Source organism: Leclercia tamurae, assembly GCF_025566055.1.
Classification (GTDB): domain Bacteria; phylum Pseudomonadota; class Gammaproteobacteria; order Enterobacterales; family Enterobacteriaceae; genus Enterobacter; species Enterobacter tamurae.
In genome coordinates this window covers 210,307-227,715 of record NZ_JAMHKS010000073.1, presented here as the reverse complement: position 1 = coordinate 227,715, position 17,409 = coordinate 210,307, and the positions used below count along the sequence as shown (strand labels likewise).

Genomic DNA, 17,409 nt, shown 5'->3' with positions numbered 1-17,409 from the left:
ACAGGTTGTCGAAAAAGGCGGCAAGTATAACGCATGTCCTTACTGTTGTCGGTGACATTATTTTTCGCTTTTGGCAAAAAAAAGTCTTTTCAATGACATTCTCTGTCAGTGATCCAGGCGATGCTGGAGGTCAGACGCGGGAAAGAAACGCGCCTGATTAAAAGCGAGAATATTTTATTGCGGCAAATTGATACGCCGTGTCATTTCAGATAAGGTGAAGACACTAATGATATTTCACTTACTTGCTTTAATAGCCATCCCTGGTCTGCAAAGGATGATTTACCCCTCATTTTTGGTGGGTAACTGATGGTGATTTTCCCTGATTTTTTTAAAATTTGAGCTACGCTCTTAATCTTTCGGTTTCCCTGACCGAAGGAGCGTGCTCCGCTGCTTACGCGCTGAAAGAATATATTTTCACTGTCATCAGTGAATTATATTGCGTCGAACATATTTACAACACGTAATCATATAAGCCGATCTTTCATTCTTAAAAACAATTCGGTTATATAAAATTTGTGTTAGGGAAGGCTTTTTACTATGCACACACAGACCATATTTGAATTAAGCCAGGAAGCTGAAAGGCTGCTGCAGCTCTCATTGCAAAATCTTGAGGCGTTAAGCGCCATGCCTGCCGCGATGCTGGATAGCGCCACGTCGGCCATTACCGGCGAAGCCAGCAATGTATTACCGCTGCATTTTAGTGCCCGTGGCTTAGAGGCGCAGCAGTCGATGCTGAATAATGAGCTGCGCAAAATTACCCGCCTGGAGATGGTGCTGGCGATCGTGGGCACCATGAAGGCCGGGAAGTCCACCACCATTAACGCCATCGTGGGCACCGAAGTGTTACCCAACCGCAACCGCCCGATGACCGCGTTGCCGACGCTTATCCGTCATACGCCCGGTCAGAAAGAGCCGGTGCTGCATTTTTCTCACGTTGCGCCCATCGATACCTTAATAAAGCAAATGCAAAAGAAGCTCGCCAATTACGATCGGGGCAAGCTGGCGCAGCAGCTGGAAATTGACAAAGATATGAATGCGCTACTCGGGCGCATTGAAACCGGCGAGGCATTTGAAAAACATTATTTAGGTGCGCAGCCAATATTTAACTGTTTAAAAAACCTGAATGATTTGGTGCGGCTTTCTCAGGCGCTGGGCACCGATTTCCCCTTCCCGGCCTATGCCGCGATCGAGAATATCCCGGTGATCGAGGTGGAATTTGTCCATCTGGCCGGGCTGGATACGCATCTGGGGCAATTAACCCTGCTGGATACCCCCGGGCCGAACGAGGCCGGGCAGCCACATCTGCAAAAAATGCTCACCGAGCAGCTCGCCCGCGCCTCGGCGGTACTGGCGGTGATGGACTATACCCAACTGAAGTCGATCTCCGATGCCGAAGTACGGCTGGCCATTTCTGCCGTCGGCAAATCGGTGCCGCTGTACGCCCTGGTCAATAAGTTCGATCAGAAAGACCGCAACAGCGATGATGAAGAGCAGGTGCGGGCGATGATCTCCGGCACCCTGATGAAGGGCCATATCTCTCCGGGCCAGATCTTCCCGGTCTCCTCGATGTGGGGATACCTGGCGAACCGGGCGCGTCACGAACTGGCGATGCACGGTAAGTTGCCCGATCACCAGGAGCAGCGCTGGGTGCAGGACTTCGCCGAAGCTGCACTGGGCCGCCGCTGGCGCACCGCCGATCTGGATGATATTGAACACGTTCGCCACTCCGCCGATCTGCTGTGGGAGGACTCCCTGTTTGAGCAGCCGATCCGCAAGCTGATCTATGCCGCCTACGCTAACGCCTCGCTGTACGCGCTGCGCTCCGCGTCGCATAAGCTGCTGAACTACGCCCAGAACGCCCGCGAGTACCTGGATTTCCGCTATCAGGGGCTGACGGTGGCCTTCGACGAGTTGCAGAACAATATTACCCGTCTGGAAGATGACATGGCGCTGCTGCACTCCCGTCAGGCGTCGGTGAGCGATGAGGTCCGGCATGAGGTGAGCCAGGCGCTGAATGCCTCAAACCTGTTTCTTTCCGCCCAGCAGAGCGAAATCAAACTCGCCATCGCCCATGTCTTCAATCCTGACAATATGCTCGATCTGGCGGGGTTTGATCCGCATAAGCAGCGGGCTGATACCGCAGCGACGCCCGGTCAGCTGGTGCTGGAGGATGAAGGCCAGGCGCAGATCCTGTTGAGCAAAATCCGCTCCTCCTGCGAGCTGATCATGCTGGATGCACAGGCAAAAATCGGTCGTGAGCTGGCGCTGCGTTTCGATCAGCTGGAGTCGACGCTGGCGCGGGCACTGAACGACGCCATGCGCCCGATTGAAACCCGTATTAAAGAGGAGTTGAGCCATGCCGGTTTCCGGGCGCGGATCAGTTTCCCGGCGTTTCAGGCCAGCCAGCTTAACTTCAATACTCAGGGGCTGTTCAACGACGCTATTGCCCAGGAGAGTGAGCCTGCCGGTCAGTCTCAGGGGGCTGGCAGCGCGCTGCGCGAGACGGTCTCCCGCTGGCTGAACAATCCGGACTGGGGCTGGGAAGACTATGTTATGACGCGGACGCGGTATGTTATCGACGTGTCACAGCTTCATGAGAAACTTAAACACCATATTGATCACTTTTGTGAACAAATCCGTAAAGCTTTGGCCGCCCAGGTCGATGTCTCTGTTACAGCAGGCATGGCGACATTCTTTGCGGAATTCTCTTTATGCCTTGCAGGGTTACAGGAAAGCTTGCGTGATAGCCTCGCGGTGCGCCAGCAGAATGAGCATGCCACGCGCGCGCTCAGCCAGCTGCTGCAGCAATGTATTACCACTGCGACGTGGATTCAGGAAGATACCCGACTGTTACGCGATGATATTCAAACGCTATTCGCGGCAGAGCAACCATGACAAAACAATTACTGGACGGTCCCGGGCGGACGCTGGAATGTATCCATCCTAAATTTATGGTCGACCTGGTGCAGGGGGCTGACGCGCAGCGTCACACCTCTGTGGGGTCGCAACAGCAGCACTTTCGTGAACGTTTAACTTCGGAGATCATGGCGCAGGCTCAGCTTCGCCAGTGGGCAATGGGAGGAATGTTCAGCGAAAATGCTGTGCTGCGGCTCGGGCTGGCAGAGAAGCTGGCGGGCATGGTTGATCCCGGCCATCTGGCGCTGACCCGCATGACCCAGACCCTGACCACGCTGCGCCAGCAGGCTACTCTGCGTAATCAACCGCCCATTGGCGCGGTACATCAGTACGACGTTCTCTCCGCTCATTTCCACCAACGCGCGCAGTTTAAAGAGAAAGCGTTAACCCAGCGCGGGTTAACGGTGCAGGCCGGCGTTCATAGCGAACAGATTTTTACCCGCTGGCGGGCCGGGCATTATGACGGCTGGTCGCTGGCCGGGCGTGGCTATGTGGTGCTGGAGGAGCTGCGCTGGGGGGCGTTCGGTGACGCCTGTCGGCTGGCGAATGCGGATGTCAGCGCCATGCTGAAAGATAATTTGTGCAGCATGGTGGCTAACTATCTGGCGCAGGGGATCAATGCGGCTCCTGCGACCCGCCATTTTTATCATCAGTGGCTGACCACGCCCAGTACGCCGGGGATTATCGACCATAAAGATATGCTTGGCTGGTTGGGGGACTGGTGTGATGCCGACAGGCATCCGGTGTGCTGGTCGGTGACGCAGAGCTGGCAGAATGTAGCGCTGGGAATGCCGAGACTTTGTTCGGCGGCAAGGCTGGCAAAAGCGATGGTGGAAGAGGTGTTTGGGGAGTAAGTTTTAACCCTCTCCCCGATGGGGAGAGGGTTAACGTATTAGTGATGCAGTGATTCAACCGGGCTCTGTTCCGGCGTTTTGGCCGGGATGTTGCCATAACGTCTGGCATACAGCGCGGTAATAATCGGAACCAGAATCGCCGTCACGATGACACTTGCTGCAACCAGCGCGGTGGCGGAAGCGGCAACCGGTTCGAACGCCGGGTTGATCTGGGCGATAATCATCGGGTTCGCTACCGCAGCCCCTGCAGCAGATGACGCTGCAACCCCCGCAGTACCATTCCCTCCACCGATAACACGGTCGGCAATAATCAGCGGAATACCGGTGATAATGATAACCGCCACACCCAGCACGATACCCAGCAGGCCGGTATCCAGAATCACGTTCAGGTTGATGGTGTTACCCAGCGCGAAGCCGAAGAACGGGATCAGAACCGGGGTCGCTTTGCTGAAGAAGTCACGCAGGTCGTGGTCGAGGTTGCCGAGAGCAAAACCGATCAGGAACGGCAGGACGGCGCCGACAAAGTGGTGCGGTTCAAAGGAGGCCAGACCGGCAGAGCCGAGGATCAGCATGGTTACCAGTGGGCCAGATTCCAGAGACATCAATACGAAGGCGCCGGACTCTTCTTTGGTGCCGTACTGGTTCATCAGGCTGGCGTACAGGCCGCCGTTGGTCATGTCCATCGCAGAGACAATCGCCAGCACGGAGAGGCCCGCGAAGAAGCCGGTCTGAATGCCGTTTTCCGGGATAAACATGGCGCAAATCATCGCTACCACCCAGGCTACGGCAATTTTGGTAATCACCAGCGTACCGGATTTACGTAATACTGTGCCCGTTGCCCGTAAATTAATGGAGGCGCCGATACAGAAGAACCAGACCGCCAGAATCGGAACTGTCCCGGTAATCATGCCTTTGGTGAATCCACCAAAATAGGCTCCGGTATCAGGCGCTAAGGTATTTAAAATTGCACCCAGTACCAGCGGAACCAGCATCATCCCTCCGGGGATGCGTTCAATCGTGGCTTTAATCTTCATCATTAACCCTCACACCTCATCACGCATCGCCAGCGGACAAGTGATATTTAATAATCTAATGAATTCAACGAATTGTGACTTCACTGTGCCAGGCAATTCGTTGTTCATACAGCAGATATAACCAGTTTGGTTTTTTAAGCCTTCACGTGAAGGCCACCCCACTCGTTTTGACAGACTTATGATGCGATCGTTGGAATGATGATTCAATGAAAATAAAACAGTGTTTTAGTTATCTTCATCACATATTTTAAGGAAAGACGATTTTCGCCCCTTGATTATTAAAATGGCTGTGAACGCATTGTAAAAAAATGTCGTTATTTTTTAATTTCACAGCAAATAATAACGTCTGAAAGAGTATTTCCAGAGGCGGGTATTAGAAATAACGCAATACGGCTTATTTACACTTTTGACACTTCTGGTAAAAACCTTAAAAATATATGTGAAGTTGATCACAAATATAAACGCTGGTAGGGTAATGGCTCCATAAACAGCCCAGACAGGCGTCAACAGGTTCGGTTGTACCGCTCCGAAAGGTCAGTGTAAGTAAACCTGCTACGCTTGAGAAAGGAGAATGCGCATGAGGCGCTTCCCGGGTTCCACAGAGCGCACTTTTCAGGCGCTGTGGTGAGGACTGGGCTTAGTCAACGAGGATAGCCATGCTGAAAAGGAAAAAAGTTAAACCGATCACCCTGCGCGACGTCACCATTATTGACGACGGAAAACTGCGCAAAGCGATCACCGCCGCCTCGCTCGGTAATGCGATGGAATGGTTCGATTTCGGTGTGTATGGCTTCGTGGCCTACGCGCTGGGTAAAGTGTTCTTCCCTGGTGCCGATCCCAGCGTGCAGATGATTGCCGCGCTCGGGACATTCTCTGTTCCCTTCCTTATACGCCCGTTAGGTGGTCTGTTCTTCGGGATGCTGGGGGATAAGTACGGCCGCCAGAAAATCCTCGCTATCACGATAGTGATTATGTCGGTCAGTACGTTCTGTATCGGCCTGATCCCGTCATATGCAAGCATAGGCATCTGGGCACCCATCCTGCTGCTGCTGTGTAAGATGGCTCAGGGCTTCTCGGTTGGGGGTGAGTATACCGGGGCATCTATTTTTGTTGCCGAATACTCTCCGGACCGTAAGCGCGGCTTTATGGGCAGCTGGCTCGACTTTGGTTCGATTGCCGGGTTCGTGCTGGGTGCGGGCGTGGTGGTGTTGCTCTCTACCGTGGTGGGCGAAGAGAACTTCCTCGCCTGGGGCTGGCGTATTCCGTTCTTCCTGGCGCTGCCGCTGGGGCTGATTGGCCTCTATCTGCGTCACGCGTTAGAAGAGACCCCGGCGTTCCAGCAGCACGTTGAAAAGCTGGAGCAGGGCGATCGTGAAGGTCTGCAGGAAGGACCGAAAGTCTCGTTTAAAGAGATCGCCACGCGCCACTGGCGTAGCCTGCTGACCTGTATTGGTCTGGTGATCTCCACCAACGTGACCTATTACATGCTGCTGACCTACATGCCGAGCTACCTGTCGCATAACCTGCATTACTCAGAAGATCACGGCGTGCTGATCATCATCGCCATTATGGTGGGGATGCTGTTTGTACAGCCGATCATGGGCCTGCTGAGCGACCGCTTCGGACGTCGTCCGTTCATTATCTTCGGCAGCGTCGCACTGTTTGTGCTGGCTATCCCGGCCTTCATCATGATTAACAGTGATGTCATCGGCCTGATATTTGCCGGTCTGCTGATGCTGGCGGTGATCCTCAACTGCTTTATTGGGGTGATGGCTTCGACCCTGCCGGCGATGTTCCCGACGCACATCCGTTACAGCGCGCTGGCGGCGGCCTTTAACATCTCGGTACTGATTGCCGGTCTGACGCCAACGCTGGCAGCCTCGCTGGTGGAGAGCACCCAGAACCTGATGATGCCTGCCTACTATCTGATGGTGATTGCGGTCATCGGCCTGATTACCGGCATTTACATGAAGGAGACGGCGAACCTGCCGCTGAAAGGGGCGACACCTGCTGCCTCTGACCTTCAGGAAGCCAAAGAGATCCTGCGTGAGCACCATGACAACATTGAGCAGAAGATAGAAGATATCGATGCTGAAATTGCGACGCTACAAGAGAAGCGTACCCGTCTGGTCGATCAACACCCCCGCATTAATGAGTAAATAAAAAACCCGGCGCTAGCCGGGTTTTTTTTCATACCCAAATGGAATACAACGAAAGTTTATTGGCGGTTTTATTGAATAGTGCTTACGCTGTATACAAGCGGATGTCTCTATAAAATTGACGCTTTCTTCTCTATGAGGGTGTGCGCAGACATAACCTGAATGCTGATTCTTTTCGGAGACTTACCTTTTTCCGAAACGGCATTTTATCTTTTCTAATATATCCACGGATGCGCCTGGCACAGCAAAAATAATACCGAAGACAAATTATAAGTAGGGCTGGACATGCTGAGAAATTCGCAAAAGATCACCCATGGAAGTTACTCGGTATTCATTAAATTAATTGATTTCTTTTCAATTAATTTAATCTTAATACTCAGTGGTTGGGTATTGAAAATGGAATCTTTCGATACTGTAATTTTGATCAGCTTATTGTACTCCACTGCCTTTTTACTGTTTGGTGAATACACGCAGTGCTATCTCTATCGTCCTAAAAACAACAAGTTGCGTAACCAAAGACGCCTGTTTTTGACGGCTTTTTTAGCCATCCTTTTTATCGGCCTGGTGCGTCTGCTGGTCGCGAAATTATACGCCTTAGGCTACGTCAGCTTTATCGATGTGCGTGATATTCCTGCCATGCCGCTCTGGTATGCCTCGCCGATCCCTTTTCTCTACGTCGTCCGTCTGATTATTTACAAGCTGTCGGCGAAAAAGAAAATAAGGGTGGCGATTATCGGCATTACCGATAACGGCCTGGCGGCTGAACGGGCGCTGCGCCTGGAGTACGCTGACGTCCAGCTGGACCTCGCCTTCTACGATGAGCGCGGCCCGGAGCGGCTTGGCGAGCTGGCCACTAAAATTACCAGCCCCTATAACGGGCCAGTGATCAAGCTGGTTGAGGAAGCCAATGCCGGCCGGGTCGACGAAATCTATATTGCCCTGCCGATGGTGGCGCTGGAGCGCATCCGCCATTTTCTGGCGATGATGTCCGATACCACGGTGGATACTTATATCGTGCCGGACTTTTACGCTTACAGCACCAATACCTCTCAGATTCGTTCTATCCATAACCTGCAGACCATCGGCATTTTTACCTCCCCGCTGGACGGGGTGGGGGCGTTTATTAAACGCGCAGAAGATCTGGTGCTGGGCTGCGTGATTATGGTAATGATTGTGCTGTTAATGATCGCTATTGCCATCGGCATCAAACTCACTTCACGTGGGCCTGTTTTCTTCAAACAGGATCGCTATGGCCTGAGCGGGCAGAAGATTAAAGTCTGGAAGTTCCGGACGATGAAAGTAATGGAAAATAACGACAAGGTGGTTCAGGCGACACGAGACGATCCTCGGGTCACCCGCTTTGGCGCATTCTTACGTCGGACATCTCTGGATGAACTGCCGCAGTTCATTAATGTAATACAGGGGAATATGTCTATTGTCGGGCCACGGCCGCACGCTGTGGCGCACAACGAGCTTTACCGTAAGCAAGTCGAAAACTACATGATTCGCCATAAAGTAAAGCCTGGGATCACAGGTTTAGCGCAAATTAATGGCTATCGTGGCGAAATTGATGCGCTATACAAAATGGAAAAGCGAGTCCAGTACGACATTGAATATATTCAGAACTGGTCCTTTTGGTTAGATATAAAAATCATCATTAAAACCATTTTTAAGGGATTTGTCGGTAAGAATGCATACTAAAATTATTATTATCGCTGGGATGATAGCGTCTCCGGTTGCCGTGGCAGAATTAACGCCAAAATCACACATCGGCTGGGCGGGCATCGATTTTCAAAGCAACGTCGGTGTGGATTACGGGCATAACGATAACGTGACCTACCAGCATCACGATAGCGACGCCAAAGGCTCCGACTTCCAGGGGCTCAAGCCCGTGATAAGTCTGAACGGGGAGCGCGGGCAGGATAAATACCTGCTGATGTACTCCGGGGATTATCGCCACTACTCCAGCGATTCTACGGACGATTATGACGATCACCTCTTCCGCTTCAAAGGTGACTGGCGTTTTGGTCTCATGCATGGCCTGACCCTGAATCTTGAAGATTCACTCGGTCATGAGGCGCGCGGGCGCGGGGTGACGGAAGGATTCCTGCCTGAACAGTTCCGCCAGTTTGGCGTTAGGTCACCGCTAACCACCAATCTGTTCGACAGCGAGCTACGCTATAGTTATGGTGCGCCGGACGGACGGGGAAGGGCAGACCTGGCGTTGATGCACCGCAAGTGGACCTTTGGCAATACCGGCCAGGTTGAACGCCAGGATGAGGACTTCGCACAATATATCGACGAGCAGGAGTGGGACGAAAATACGCTGATTGCAGAAATTTTCGATCAGTACACCTCTAAGACGCGTTTTCGCTATAGTTTTATTACCAACCAGTTCCGTTACGGCCATGCGTCGGAAAAAGACAGTAATGAATATTATTTGCGTTACGGCATTCAGTCGCAGGTAACGGGCAAAACAAACATCGATGCGAACGTGTCGTGGCTCTATAAAACCTTTGAAAATAACCCCGGGTCGAAGGATTTCAACGGGATTAACTGGGATATTCTCGGTGAATGGCGACCTCTTCAGCAGTCAATTTTTACGTTAAGAACATCCCAAAGTATTAAAGACCCTTCCGAAGCGGGAGGATATAATTTAGTCACGGAATACGGCATTTCTTACAAACACCTATGGATGAACGACCGTTTAACGACGTTGCTTGATTACGCATACATCACAGAAGACTACAAAGATCAGGACAAGGATCGTCACGACAAGAATGGCGTGTTTTCATTTATTGTCGGTTATGACCTCACACCGTCGATTAACGTTGGTGTGGAATATCATCTTGATACGCTTAAGTCTAATAAAGATACAGATACGTTTACCATCGGCCCCAACGATGACCGCGTAGTGACTGAAACGTTGGGCTATGATCAATCTTTGATTATGCTTACAGCTAAGGTTCAGATTTAAAATGAAAATAATTAAACTGTGCGCGTTTTTACTCCTCAGCATTGTTTTCGCTGGCTGCAAATCACCGCAGCCGACGTTAAAGGACAATAGCGTGGTTGATACAGCAAATTATTTACTGGGCTCCGGTGATACCGTCAACATTAACGTTGCCGGGCAACCTGACCTGACCATGAAAGTAGTACTTGATAATAGTGGGGCTATTAATTACCCCTATATTGGCAGGCTGGAATTAAAGGGCAAATCCGCAAGTCAGGTCGATGCAGAGATTACGCAACGTCTGCGCAAAGGGTTTGTGCTTAATCCCATGGTGACCGTGAATATTGCTGAATTCCGCAAATTCTATATCTCGGGTGAGATCGAGAATCCCAATGGTTATGCCTATGAACCGGGGCTGACCGTGGAAAAAGCGATCGCCTTAGGCGGGGGATATACCGACCGTGCAGACCGCAGTGACCTCAGTATTCGACAATCATCCACTGGCGAGTTACTCGAAAATGTTGATGTGACTCACTCCGTGCTCCCCGGTGATCTCGTAATTATAGGCATAGGGTTCTTCTGACCATGAAACTATCAATAGTGGAAAATGGCAAAAAGCGAGAAAGCGCTATCGATATCGCCAGATTTGCCAGTGAAATAAAAAAGAACCTCTGGAAAATCATTCTCTCCGGCGTTATTGCCGGGGCGATTGCCTGGCCACTAATGAGTTTGATGCCGTCAAAATATGTCTCTACGGCCACGGTCCTGCTCAAAGCCCAGCCCGATAATGTCACCCCTTTCCAGAAGGTTGAGGGGTATGACTCAACCCGTAACGGCTATTACGAAACTCAAAACGCGCTGATGCAGTCGCGCGTGGTGCTTGAGCAGGCGGTGCGTACCCTGAAGCTGGATCAAAATCCCGCGTTCACCGGCAGCAACGACGACGGCGCCACGGGGAAAGAGAGCGAGCAGCAGCGGATCGACAGTGCGCTGAAAACGTTGAGCAAGAACCTCACCATTAACAGCGTGCGTACCACCCATCTGGCCACCGTCTCGTATGAGTCCACCTCGCCGCAGCTGTCGGCAGATATTGCCAACGGGGTGGCTGAGTCGTTTATCAATTACAGCTTAGGGCTCAAGCAGCAGAAAACGCTGCAGGCCAGCGAAGATAACCAGCACAAGCTGCAGCAGCTCAAGCAGCAGATGATCCAGCAGAAAACCGCGCTGGATGACTATCTGGCGAAAGCGGGGTTACTGACCTTCCGCGGCGTTGACGGGTTTGAAACCGAACAGATGGGCATTGTCACCAACCGTCTGGCGAATGCCACCGAGCGTCGGGTGGCGGCTGAGTCTATCTATAATGAAGTGCGTTCCGGAGGCGGCAGAGCCATCTCGCTGCCGTCGATCTCAAATCATGCCCAGATCCAGGATTTACGCATTGCATTGATCCAGGCTAACAGCGAGCTTTCTCAGCTGGAGAAATCCTACGGGCCACAGCATGACAAAGTGATTCAGGCGCGGGCCCGTATCAGTGCGATCCAGGCGCAAACGGCGATGACCCTCAGAGAGCAGGAGGCCGGGTTACGCCAGAGCTACGAGGCGGCGGTGGCGGATGAAAAAAATTACCAGAAGCAACTGGATGAGCAGCGCCAGAACTTCCAGAAGCTGTCGATGAAGCGTGAAGGCTACAACGAGCTGAAGCTGGCGCTGGATAAGACGGAAGAGATGTACAAGGTGGTCTACCAGCGTACGCAGGAGCTGACGCTGCCGGGCACCTACACCGATGCCGACGCAGAGCTCTACGATCCTGCCGTACCCGCCACGCGTCCTGCGAAGCCGAATAAACCGCTGCTGATGCTGATGATCGTGCTGCTGGTGATGCTCTTCTACGTCATGTACGTGATGGTGAAAGCGGCGACGGACCGGTCCGTGAATACCCTCAGCCAGATGCAAAAACGGCTTAACCTCTTGCCGCTGGGGGAGATCCGCCGCTTCAGGGGCGTGGGAGGACGGGGCAAGATCCGCGATTTGATGTTCAGCGATCCGCTCAATGCCGACGTGATTCACAGCATGCGTACGCAGATCATGCTGAGCAGTCATCCGCTGCAGGTTATCGCCGTCACCTCGGCGGAAGCCGGAGAGGGACGGACGCTGCTGGCGAACCTGCTGGCGAACTCCTTTAGCTTTGACCAGAAAACGCTGCTGATCGATATGGACTTCTTCAACAACGACGGTCTGTCGGGCGAGCTGGGCTCACCGAAGGCGCCGGGCGTGGCGGAAGTGCTGCGCGGTGAAGGCGACACTGACAGCGTGCTGGTGAAGGTCAACGATAAGCTCGATTTCCTGCCGCGCGGCAATACCCCGGTCTCGGCGCTGTTGCTGCTGTCGCCAGAACGGTTGAAACCGCTGCTTGAGACGCTGCGCAGCCGTTATCAGCGTATCATCATTGATGTGGCTGCGGTGAATCAGAGCCAGGAAGTGCAGCTGGTGAGCCAGGTGACGGATGGTCTGATCTTCGTCCTGAAAGCGGGCCAGAACAGTGCCGATACCATCGCCCATGCCGTTGATAAAGCCGCCAGCGATCGCTGCGTGGTGATCGGTGGGGTGCTGAATCAGGTGGTGGATAAAAATCTGGAGAGCAAAGAGGGGCTGCGTTCGCTCAACTACCATACCCATGAATTGATGAACAACACAGGCCGGGCATGAGTCTGCTCAGGAGCGCCTCCACGATCGCAGGGTCATCAGTTATTTCACAGCTGATTGGTGCCCTGTCGATCTGGCTCATTTCGCATAAGTACGATCTTGGCGAAGTGGGGCTCTACGCGCTCAACTACAGTATTGCCCTGATTGGGGCCCAGGTCTGTACCTTTGCCTCACAGCTGTTGATCCCCAGGCAGCCGGATGAGGAACTGGCGCAGAACGTAGTGTTTTGTCTCCTGCAAAGCCTGACCATCGCCGTCCCCTATGCCGTACTGACGGGCTGGCTGTTCCATCAGAACATGCTCTTTCTGTACCTGCTCACGCTCTCGAATACCTGGGTGCTGGTGGCAGAAAACCTGTCACTGCGGACAGCAAACTTTCGCTTTCTGGTGGTCCAGCGCATCTCCGTTTCGGTAGTGGTGGTGCTGTCGGTCCTGCTCACCCGCCAGGTGATGGCGTTTTACTGGATGTGGGCGATCCTGATGATGGTGCTGACCAGCGCCTGTATTCTGCGGGCATTTGATATTCGCTCTATTACCCTGCATCACCTGCGGCCCTCCAGTAACCTGGCGTTCCTGAAAAAACATATTCATCACGTCACCAAAGTGGGCAGTGCCGAAGTGCTGGCGATGGCGAGCAACAACCTGCCGATTATGCTGATCAACTTCTGGTTCTCGGCCCTGACGGCGGGCTACTTCTCGGTGGTCAGCCGCTTCTGTCTGGCTCCGGTGGTGATCATCGGCAATGCGGTGCGCAATACCATTTTCTCGAAATGGTCGATTGATTTCAGAAACAACATCTTCAACTACGAAGAGTACACCAAAGTCCGTCTGCTGCTGTTGGTGCTGGGGGTGGTCTGCACGCTGGGCGTGTTTATCTTCTACCCGATTGTGATGAATCTGGGGTTCAGCGAGGAGTGGATCGCCTCCGTGCCGACCTCGCGCTATATGCTGCCGTACCTGTTCCCGGCGCTGGCGGTCTGTCCGCTGACGGTGATAGAGCTGATTTTCGGCTCGCACCGCTACTTCCTGCGGATCCAGCTTGAGCAACTGGCGATCGTGGGGATCGCGTTCGTCGTTGTGCCGTATTTCTACAATGACTACGCCACATCCATCATCTTATTTTCGATTCTGACGTTTATCCGCTACGCCTTTATCTACCTGAAGGTGAATAAGCGCGCCGACATTCTGAGAAACGGGTCAGTGACATCATGAATCTTAATACCGGACATTATTTACAGAGCTTCGCGCTGTTTACCCTGATCTTCTGCGGGCTGGTGCAGTATTTTACCGGTGAGCTGGCGATACTGTGGCTGCCCTTTGTCATGACGCTGCTGATGGCCGGTTTCCTGGTATTGCAGACCCGCGAAGAGCCCATGCGACTGGATGCCCAGGAAGCCATCATCCTGACGCTGTATGGTGCTTTTATCGTACTGGCCGGTATGTCGACCCTCTTTCAGGGTGGGGCGCTGATTACCCTCGTCGGATTCAAGAACGAGATTGGGCTGTCGCTGGTGATGGTCTGCCTGCTGCTGGGCTTCTGCCGGGAATCGCAGATCTATCAGGTGACCCGGGCGCTGTACTGGGTGTTTTACATCCAGTTCCCGGTGGCCATTTATCAGCTGATCTTTGTCCTGCCGGAGCGCGTGGCGCTGCGCGGCGAGGCGGAGAAATGGGACTCGGTGGTGGGGACCTTTGGCGGCGACCCGATGGGGGGCGGCAACACCGCCGCCATGGGGCTGTTCTGTCTGCTGATCATGCTGCTGAAAGTCTCGGAATATAAACACGGGCTGGCCAGCTTCAAATCCATGGCGCTGCATATCGTGCTGGGGTTCGTGATGTGCATCATTGGCGAAGTTAAATTCGTGATCCTGCTGTCGCCGCTGCTGCTGGGCTGGGTGTGGCTGACCCCCTCCTGGGTTAAAGAGGCGAGCAAGGTCAACCTGGGCGTGCTGCTCTCTATTCTGATCGGCATGGCGCTGCTGATCGGGCTGGCGGTCGTCGCTCTGGCCTATACCTATTCGACGGCCTACGGCGGCGATACGGCGGAGAACCCCTTCGTGGTCTTCCTCGACTCCATGGATTACATCTTCGATCCGGACTTTATTACCCCCGGCGGGGAAGTAGGCCGCTTCACTTCTCTGCTGTTCTGGGCACAGCATAACGATCTGTCAGGGCTGCCGGGAACGCTGTTCGGCTACGGCCTGAACGCCACCAACAGCGGCAGCGCCGTCTCTCCTGGCTTCCTGCATCAGTATTACAACCTGTATCTCGATAGTACCTCCCTGAGCATGTTGTTATGGGAAGTGGGCGTGGTGGGGACGGTGCTGTTTGTGGGCCTGTTTATCTACATCCTGAAGGCGGTCCGGCCCGAGCCGGTGCTCTCTGTGGAGCAGCTCGATAAGCCGGACGTTCAGCTTCTGAGCTTTGCGCCGGCGTTTAACGTCTTCGCCATCGCCTGTCTGCTCAGCCTGCCGTACAGCCAGATACTGATGATTACGCCGATGTTGCAGTTCTTGTTTTATATGTCGTTAGGTTCCAGTTTGATTATTCGCCGGACCGTACGCCGTCATACGGGGCATTATTGATGTACAAACCGTTTATTACCGTCAGTATCAAAACCTTTAACGAAGCCGAATGTATTGAGAAAACCATCGACAGTATCCGCAGCCAGCTGGGTACGTATCCGCATAAAATTATTGTTGCCGACAGTCTTTCAACGGATAACACCCAGCAGTTGGCCAGCGATAAAGGGGTGATGGTGGTGTCGTTAACCGAACCGGCAGACCGCTGCTGCGGCGTCGGGCATCAGTTGGGCTACCTTCACAGCGAAGGGGAGTTCATCCTGCTGATGGATGGCGATATGGAGCTAGAGCCCGGTTTTATCGATCATGCGGTGGCGTTTCTGCAGAATAACCCGACGTACGCGGGCGTGGCCGGTACGGTGGAGATGGATGACGCCTCAAACTACGAATTTACCTCCCGCAAGCAGCGCATCAATAAAATCTACCCGCTGGGGGATAGCGACCATCTGGGCGGCGGTGGGCTGTATCGCCTGTCAGCGATAGCCGATATCGGCTACCTGACCAACCGCAGCCTGCACGCCTATGAAGAGGCGGAGTTAGGCATGCGCCTGCTGGCCGCGGGCTATAAACTGCATCGCCTGAACGTGCCCTATTTCCGTCATACCTCCTACACGATGCCGACCTTCAGGATGCTGCGCTATCGCTGGAAGAGCGGCTTCCATCAGGCGCCCGGCGAGCTGCTGCGCAGCGCGTGGGGGAAACCCTGGTTCCGTGATGCGTTGATGATGGTGAAAAACGAAGTGATCTTTGCGAGCTACATCTTCATCGTACTGATTGCGTTCTTCTCTTTCGATGTCAGCCTGATTGATATCGCGCTGTTGCCGCTGCTGGCCTTTATCCTGCTAAAAACCCTGCGTAACCGCTCATTAAAAAATGGCCTGAACAGCGTGATCAACCTCGCCGTGCTCTCTGCCGGACTGGTGAAAGGTCTTTTCCACCCGCAGCGCGATCCCCGGGTTCCGCCGGATAATAAAGTTATTCATGAACAGGTAGAGTAATGAAAGTCTTACTGGTGAATAAGTTCTTCTTTATCAAAGGAGGCGCTGAGACGGTCTATTTTCAGGAACGTCAGATGCTGAAAGAGGCCGGTGTGGAGGTGATCGATTTCTCCATGCAGCATGAGAAGAACTTTCCGTCTGAGTATGCCGACCACTTCGTCAGCAATGTCGATTACCACAAAGAGGGCGGCCTGCTGGCGGGGGCGAAAACCGCCATCAACTTTATTCACAACCGGGCGGCCTGTAAAAAAATGCGGGCGCTGCTGGAGCAGACGCGCCCGGAGATTGTCCATTTCCACAATATCTATCACCAACTGACCCCGGCCCTGATCAAGGTCGCCCGGGATTTCGGCTGTAAAACCGTTCTGACCGCCCACGACTATAAGATTATGTGCCCGTCGTACTCGATGCTGCGCGACGGCAAAGTGTGTGACGCGTGCGTCACGGGCAGCGTCTTTAATGCGTTTCGCTATCGCTGCCAGGAGGGATCGGCGTCGAAGAGCCTGTTGCTGTCGCTGGAGGCGACCTGGCAGTACATCGCGAAAAATTATCAGGCGCTGGACGTTATTGTCTCCCCGAGCGAGTTTCTGCGTAGCGAGCTGAAACGCTCCCTGCCGGATTCGCGCATCGATGTGATTGTCAACGGTATCGACGACAGCCACACGCCGGAGGCGGGGAAGGATGAGGGATACCTGCTGTACGTCGGGCGTTTGAGCCGGGAGAAAGGGGTGCCGACCCTGACCCGGGCGCATCAGTTAATGCGCAATCACATGCCGTTAAAAATCGTCGGCCACGGGCCGCTGTATGACGAGATGGTGGTGGACTATCCCAACGCGGAGTTCCTCGGCTATGTGCAGCAGGGCCCGGCGCTGGATGCGTTGATTCAAAACGCCCGGGCCGTGGTGCTGCCGTCAGAGTGTTATGAAAACTGCTCCATGGCGGTGCTGGAGGCGATGTCATTCGCCCGGGCCGTGGTGGGCGCCCGCATCGGCGGGATCCCGGAGCAGGTACGTCACGGTGTGGAAGGATTGCTGTTTGAACCTGGCAACGCTCAGGATCTGGCCGATGCGCTGGACGTGATGGCGGAAAACCCGGCCCAGGCCCATGCGATGGGGCTGAAAGGCCGGGTACGGCTTTGCCAGAAATACTCACTGCGCAAGCACATGGAGACGTTGCAGTCGCTCTATCGCGAGCTGCTCGACAGGCCATAA

General features: G+C 53.6%; 12 protein-coding genes. 11 read left to right on the top strand and 1 reads right to left on the bottom strand.

The window, feature by feature from the left end:
• Positions 1 to 537: 537 nt before the first annotated feature.
• Together crfC and M8318_RS12710 are read left to right on the top strand one after the other, a co-directional pair.
• Entirely contained in the window at positions 538 to 2,895 is a 2,358-nt protein-coding gene (gene crfC, locus M8318_RS12715) for a clamp-binding protein CrfC (RefSeq protein ID WP_262662982.1), read from the top strand.
• Positions 2,892 to 3,770, top strand: a complete 879-nt coding sequence (locus tag M8318_RS12710; protein WP_262662980.1) for a YjcZ-like family protein — start codon at positions 2,892 to 2,894, stop codon at positions 3,768 to 3,770. The genes crfC and M8318_RS12710 overlap by 4 nt, the downstream gene beginning before the upstream one ends.
• Before the next feature lie 38 nt (positions 3,771 to 3,808).
• On the opposite strand, the gene kdgT is transcribed toward M8318_RS12710, so the two are convergent.
• Positions 3,809 to 4,804 (bottom strand): 2-keto-3-deoxygluconate transporter, encoded by a 996-nt coding sequence (gene kdgT, locus M8318_RS12705; protein ID WP_106994126.1) that lies wholly within the window; start codon positions 4,802 to 4,804, stop codon positions 3,809 to 3,811.
• Positions 4,805 to 5,460: 656 nt separating this feature from the next.
• Between kdgT and proP the strand changes: the two genes are divergently transcribed.
• From proP to M8318_RS12660, 9 genes are all read left to right on the top strand, one after another.
• On the top strand, positions 5,461 to 6,963 hold the full coding sequence (proP, locus tag M8318_RS12700) for a glycine betaine/L-proline transporter ProP (RefSeq protein ID WP_106993990.1): 1,503 nt from the start codon (positions 5,461 to 5,463) through the stop codon (positions 6,961 to 6,963).
• 285 nt (positions 6,964 to 7,248) lie between these two features.
• Positions 7,249 to 8,664, top strand: a complete 1,416-nt coding sequence (locus tag M8318_RS12695) for an undecaprenyl-phosphate glucose phosphotransferase (protein ID WP_262662978.1) — start codon at positions 7,249 to 7,251, stop codon at positions 8,662 to 8,664.
• Complete coding sequence (locus tag M8318_RS12690) at positions 8,654 to 9,940, top strand: outer membrane beta-barrel protein (protein ID WP_262662976.1); 1,287 nt, start codon at positions 8,654 to 8,656, stop codon at positions 9,938 to 9,940. The genes M8318_RS12695 and M8318_RS12690 overlap by 11 nt, the downstream gene beginning before the upstream one ends.
• Before the next feature lies 1 nt (position 9,941).
• On the top strand, positions 9,942 to 10,499 hold the full coding sequence (locus tag M8318_RS12685) for a polysaccharide biosynthesis/export family protein (RefSeq protein ID WP_106993993.1): 558 nt from the start codon (positions 9,942 to 9,944) through the stop codon (positions 10,497 to 10,499).
• A 2-nt stretch (positions 10,500 to 10,501) separates the two neighbouring features.
• The gene (locus tag M8318_RS12680) at positions 10,502 to 12,622 is read left to right on the top strand and encodes a GumC family protein (RefSeq protein WP_262662974.1); all 2,121 of its coding nucleotides are present in this window, start codon (positions 10,502 to 10,504) and stop codon (positions 12,620 to 12,622) included.
• Positions 12,619 to 13,830 (top strand): polysaccharide biosynthesis protein, encoded by a 1,212-nt coding sequence (locus M8318_RS12675; RefSeq protein WP_262662973.1) that lies wholly within the window; start codon positions 12,619 to 12,621, stop codon positions 13,828 to 13,830. Before M8318_RS12680 ends, M8318_RS12675 begins: the two co-directional genes overlap by 4 nt.
• Positions 13,827 to 15,203, top strand: a complete 1,377-nt coding sequence (locus M8318_RS12670) for a capsular biosynthesis protein (RefSeq protein WP_262662971.1) — start codon at positions 13,827 to 13,829, stop codon at positions 15,201 to 15,203. Before M8318_RS12675 ends, M8318_RS12670 begins: the two co-directional genes overlap by 4 nt.
• Complete coding sequence (locus M8318_RS12665) at positions 15,200 to 16,198, top strand: glycosyltransferase (protein WP_106993997.1); 999 nt, start codon at positions 15,200 to 15,202, stop codon at positions 16,196 to 16,198. Before M8318_RS12670 ends, M8318_RS12665 begins: the two co-directional genes overlap by 4 nt.
• Positions 16,198 to 17,409 (top strand): glycosyltransferase family 4 protein, encoded by a 1,212-nt coding sequence (locus M8318_RS12660; RefSeq protein WP_262662970.1) that lies wholly within the window; start codon positions 16,198 to 16,200, stop codon positions 17,407 to 17,409. The genes M8318_RS12665 and M8318_RS12660 overlap by 1 nt, the downstream gene beginning before the upstream one ends.

What these genes read in the sequence shown, in the direction of transcription:
- crfC (WP_262662982.1), top strand. Translation starts at nt 538, where the DNA reads ATGCACACACAGACCATATTTGAATTAAGCCAGGAAGCTGAAAGGCTG.
- M8318_RS12710 (WP_262662980.1), top strand. Translation starts at nt 2,892, where the DNA reads ATGACAAAACAATTACTGGACGGTCCCGGGCGGACGCTGGAATGTATC.
- kdgT (WP_106994126.1), bottom strand. Translation starts at nt 4,804, where the DNA reads ATGAAGATTAAAGCCACGATTGAACGCATCCCCGGAGGGATGATGCTG.
- proP (WP_106993990.1), top strand. Translation starts at nt 5,461, where the DNA reads ATGCTGAAAAGGAAAAAAGTTAAACCGATCACCCTGCGCGACGTCACC.
- M8318_RS12695 (WP_262662978.1), top strand. Translation starts at nt 7,249, where the DNA reads ATGCTGAGAAATTCGCAAAAGATCACCCATGGAAGTTACTCGGTATTC.
- M8318_RS12690 (WP_262662976.1), top strand. Translation starts at nt 8,654, where the DNA reads ATGCATACTAAAATTATTATTATCGCTGGGATGATAGCGTCTCCGGTT.
- M8318_RS12685 (WP_106993993.1), top strand. Translation starts at nt 9,942, where the DNA reads ATGAAAATAATTAAACTGTGCGCGTTTTTACTCCTCAGCATTGTTTTC.
- M8318_RS12680 (WP_262662974.1), top strand. Translation starts at nt 10,502, where the DNA reads ATGAAACTATCAATAGTGGAAAATGGCAAAAAGCGAGAAAGCGCTATC.
- M8318_RS12675 (WP_262662973.1), top strand. Translation starts at nt 12,619, where the DNA reads ATGAGTCTGCTCAGGAGCGCCTCCACGATCGCAGGGTCATCAGTTATT.
- M8318_RS12670 (WP_262662971.1), top strand. Translation starts at nt 13,827, where the DNA reads ATGAATCTTAATACCGGACATTATTTACAGAGCTTCGCGCTGTTTACC.
- M8318_RS12660 (WP_262662970.1), top strand. Translation starts at nt 16,198, where the DNA reads ATGAAAGTCTTACTGGTGAATAAGTTCTTCTTTATCAAAGGAGGCGCT.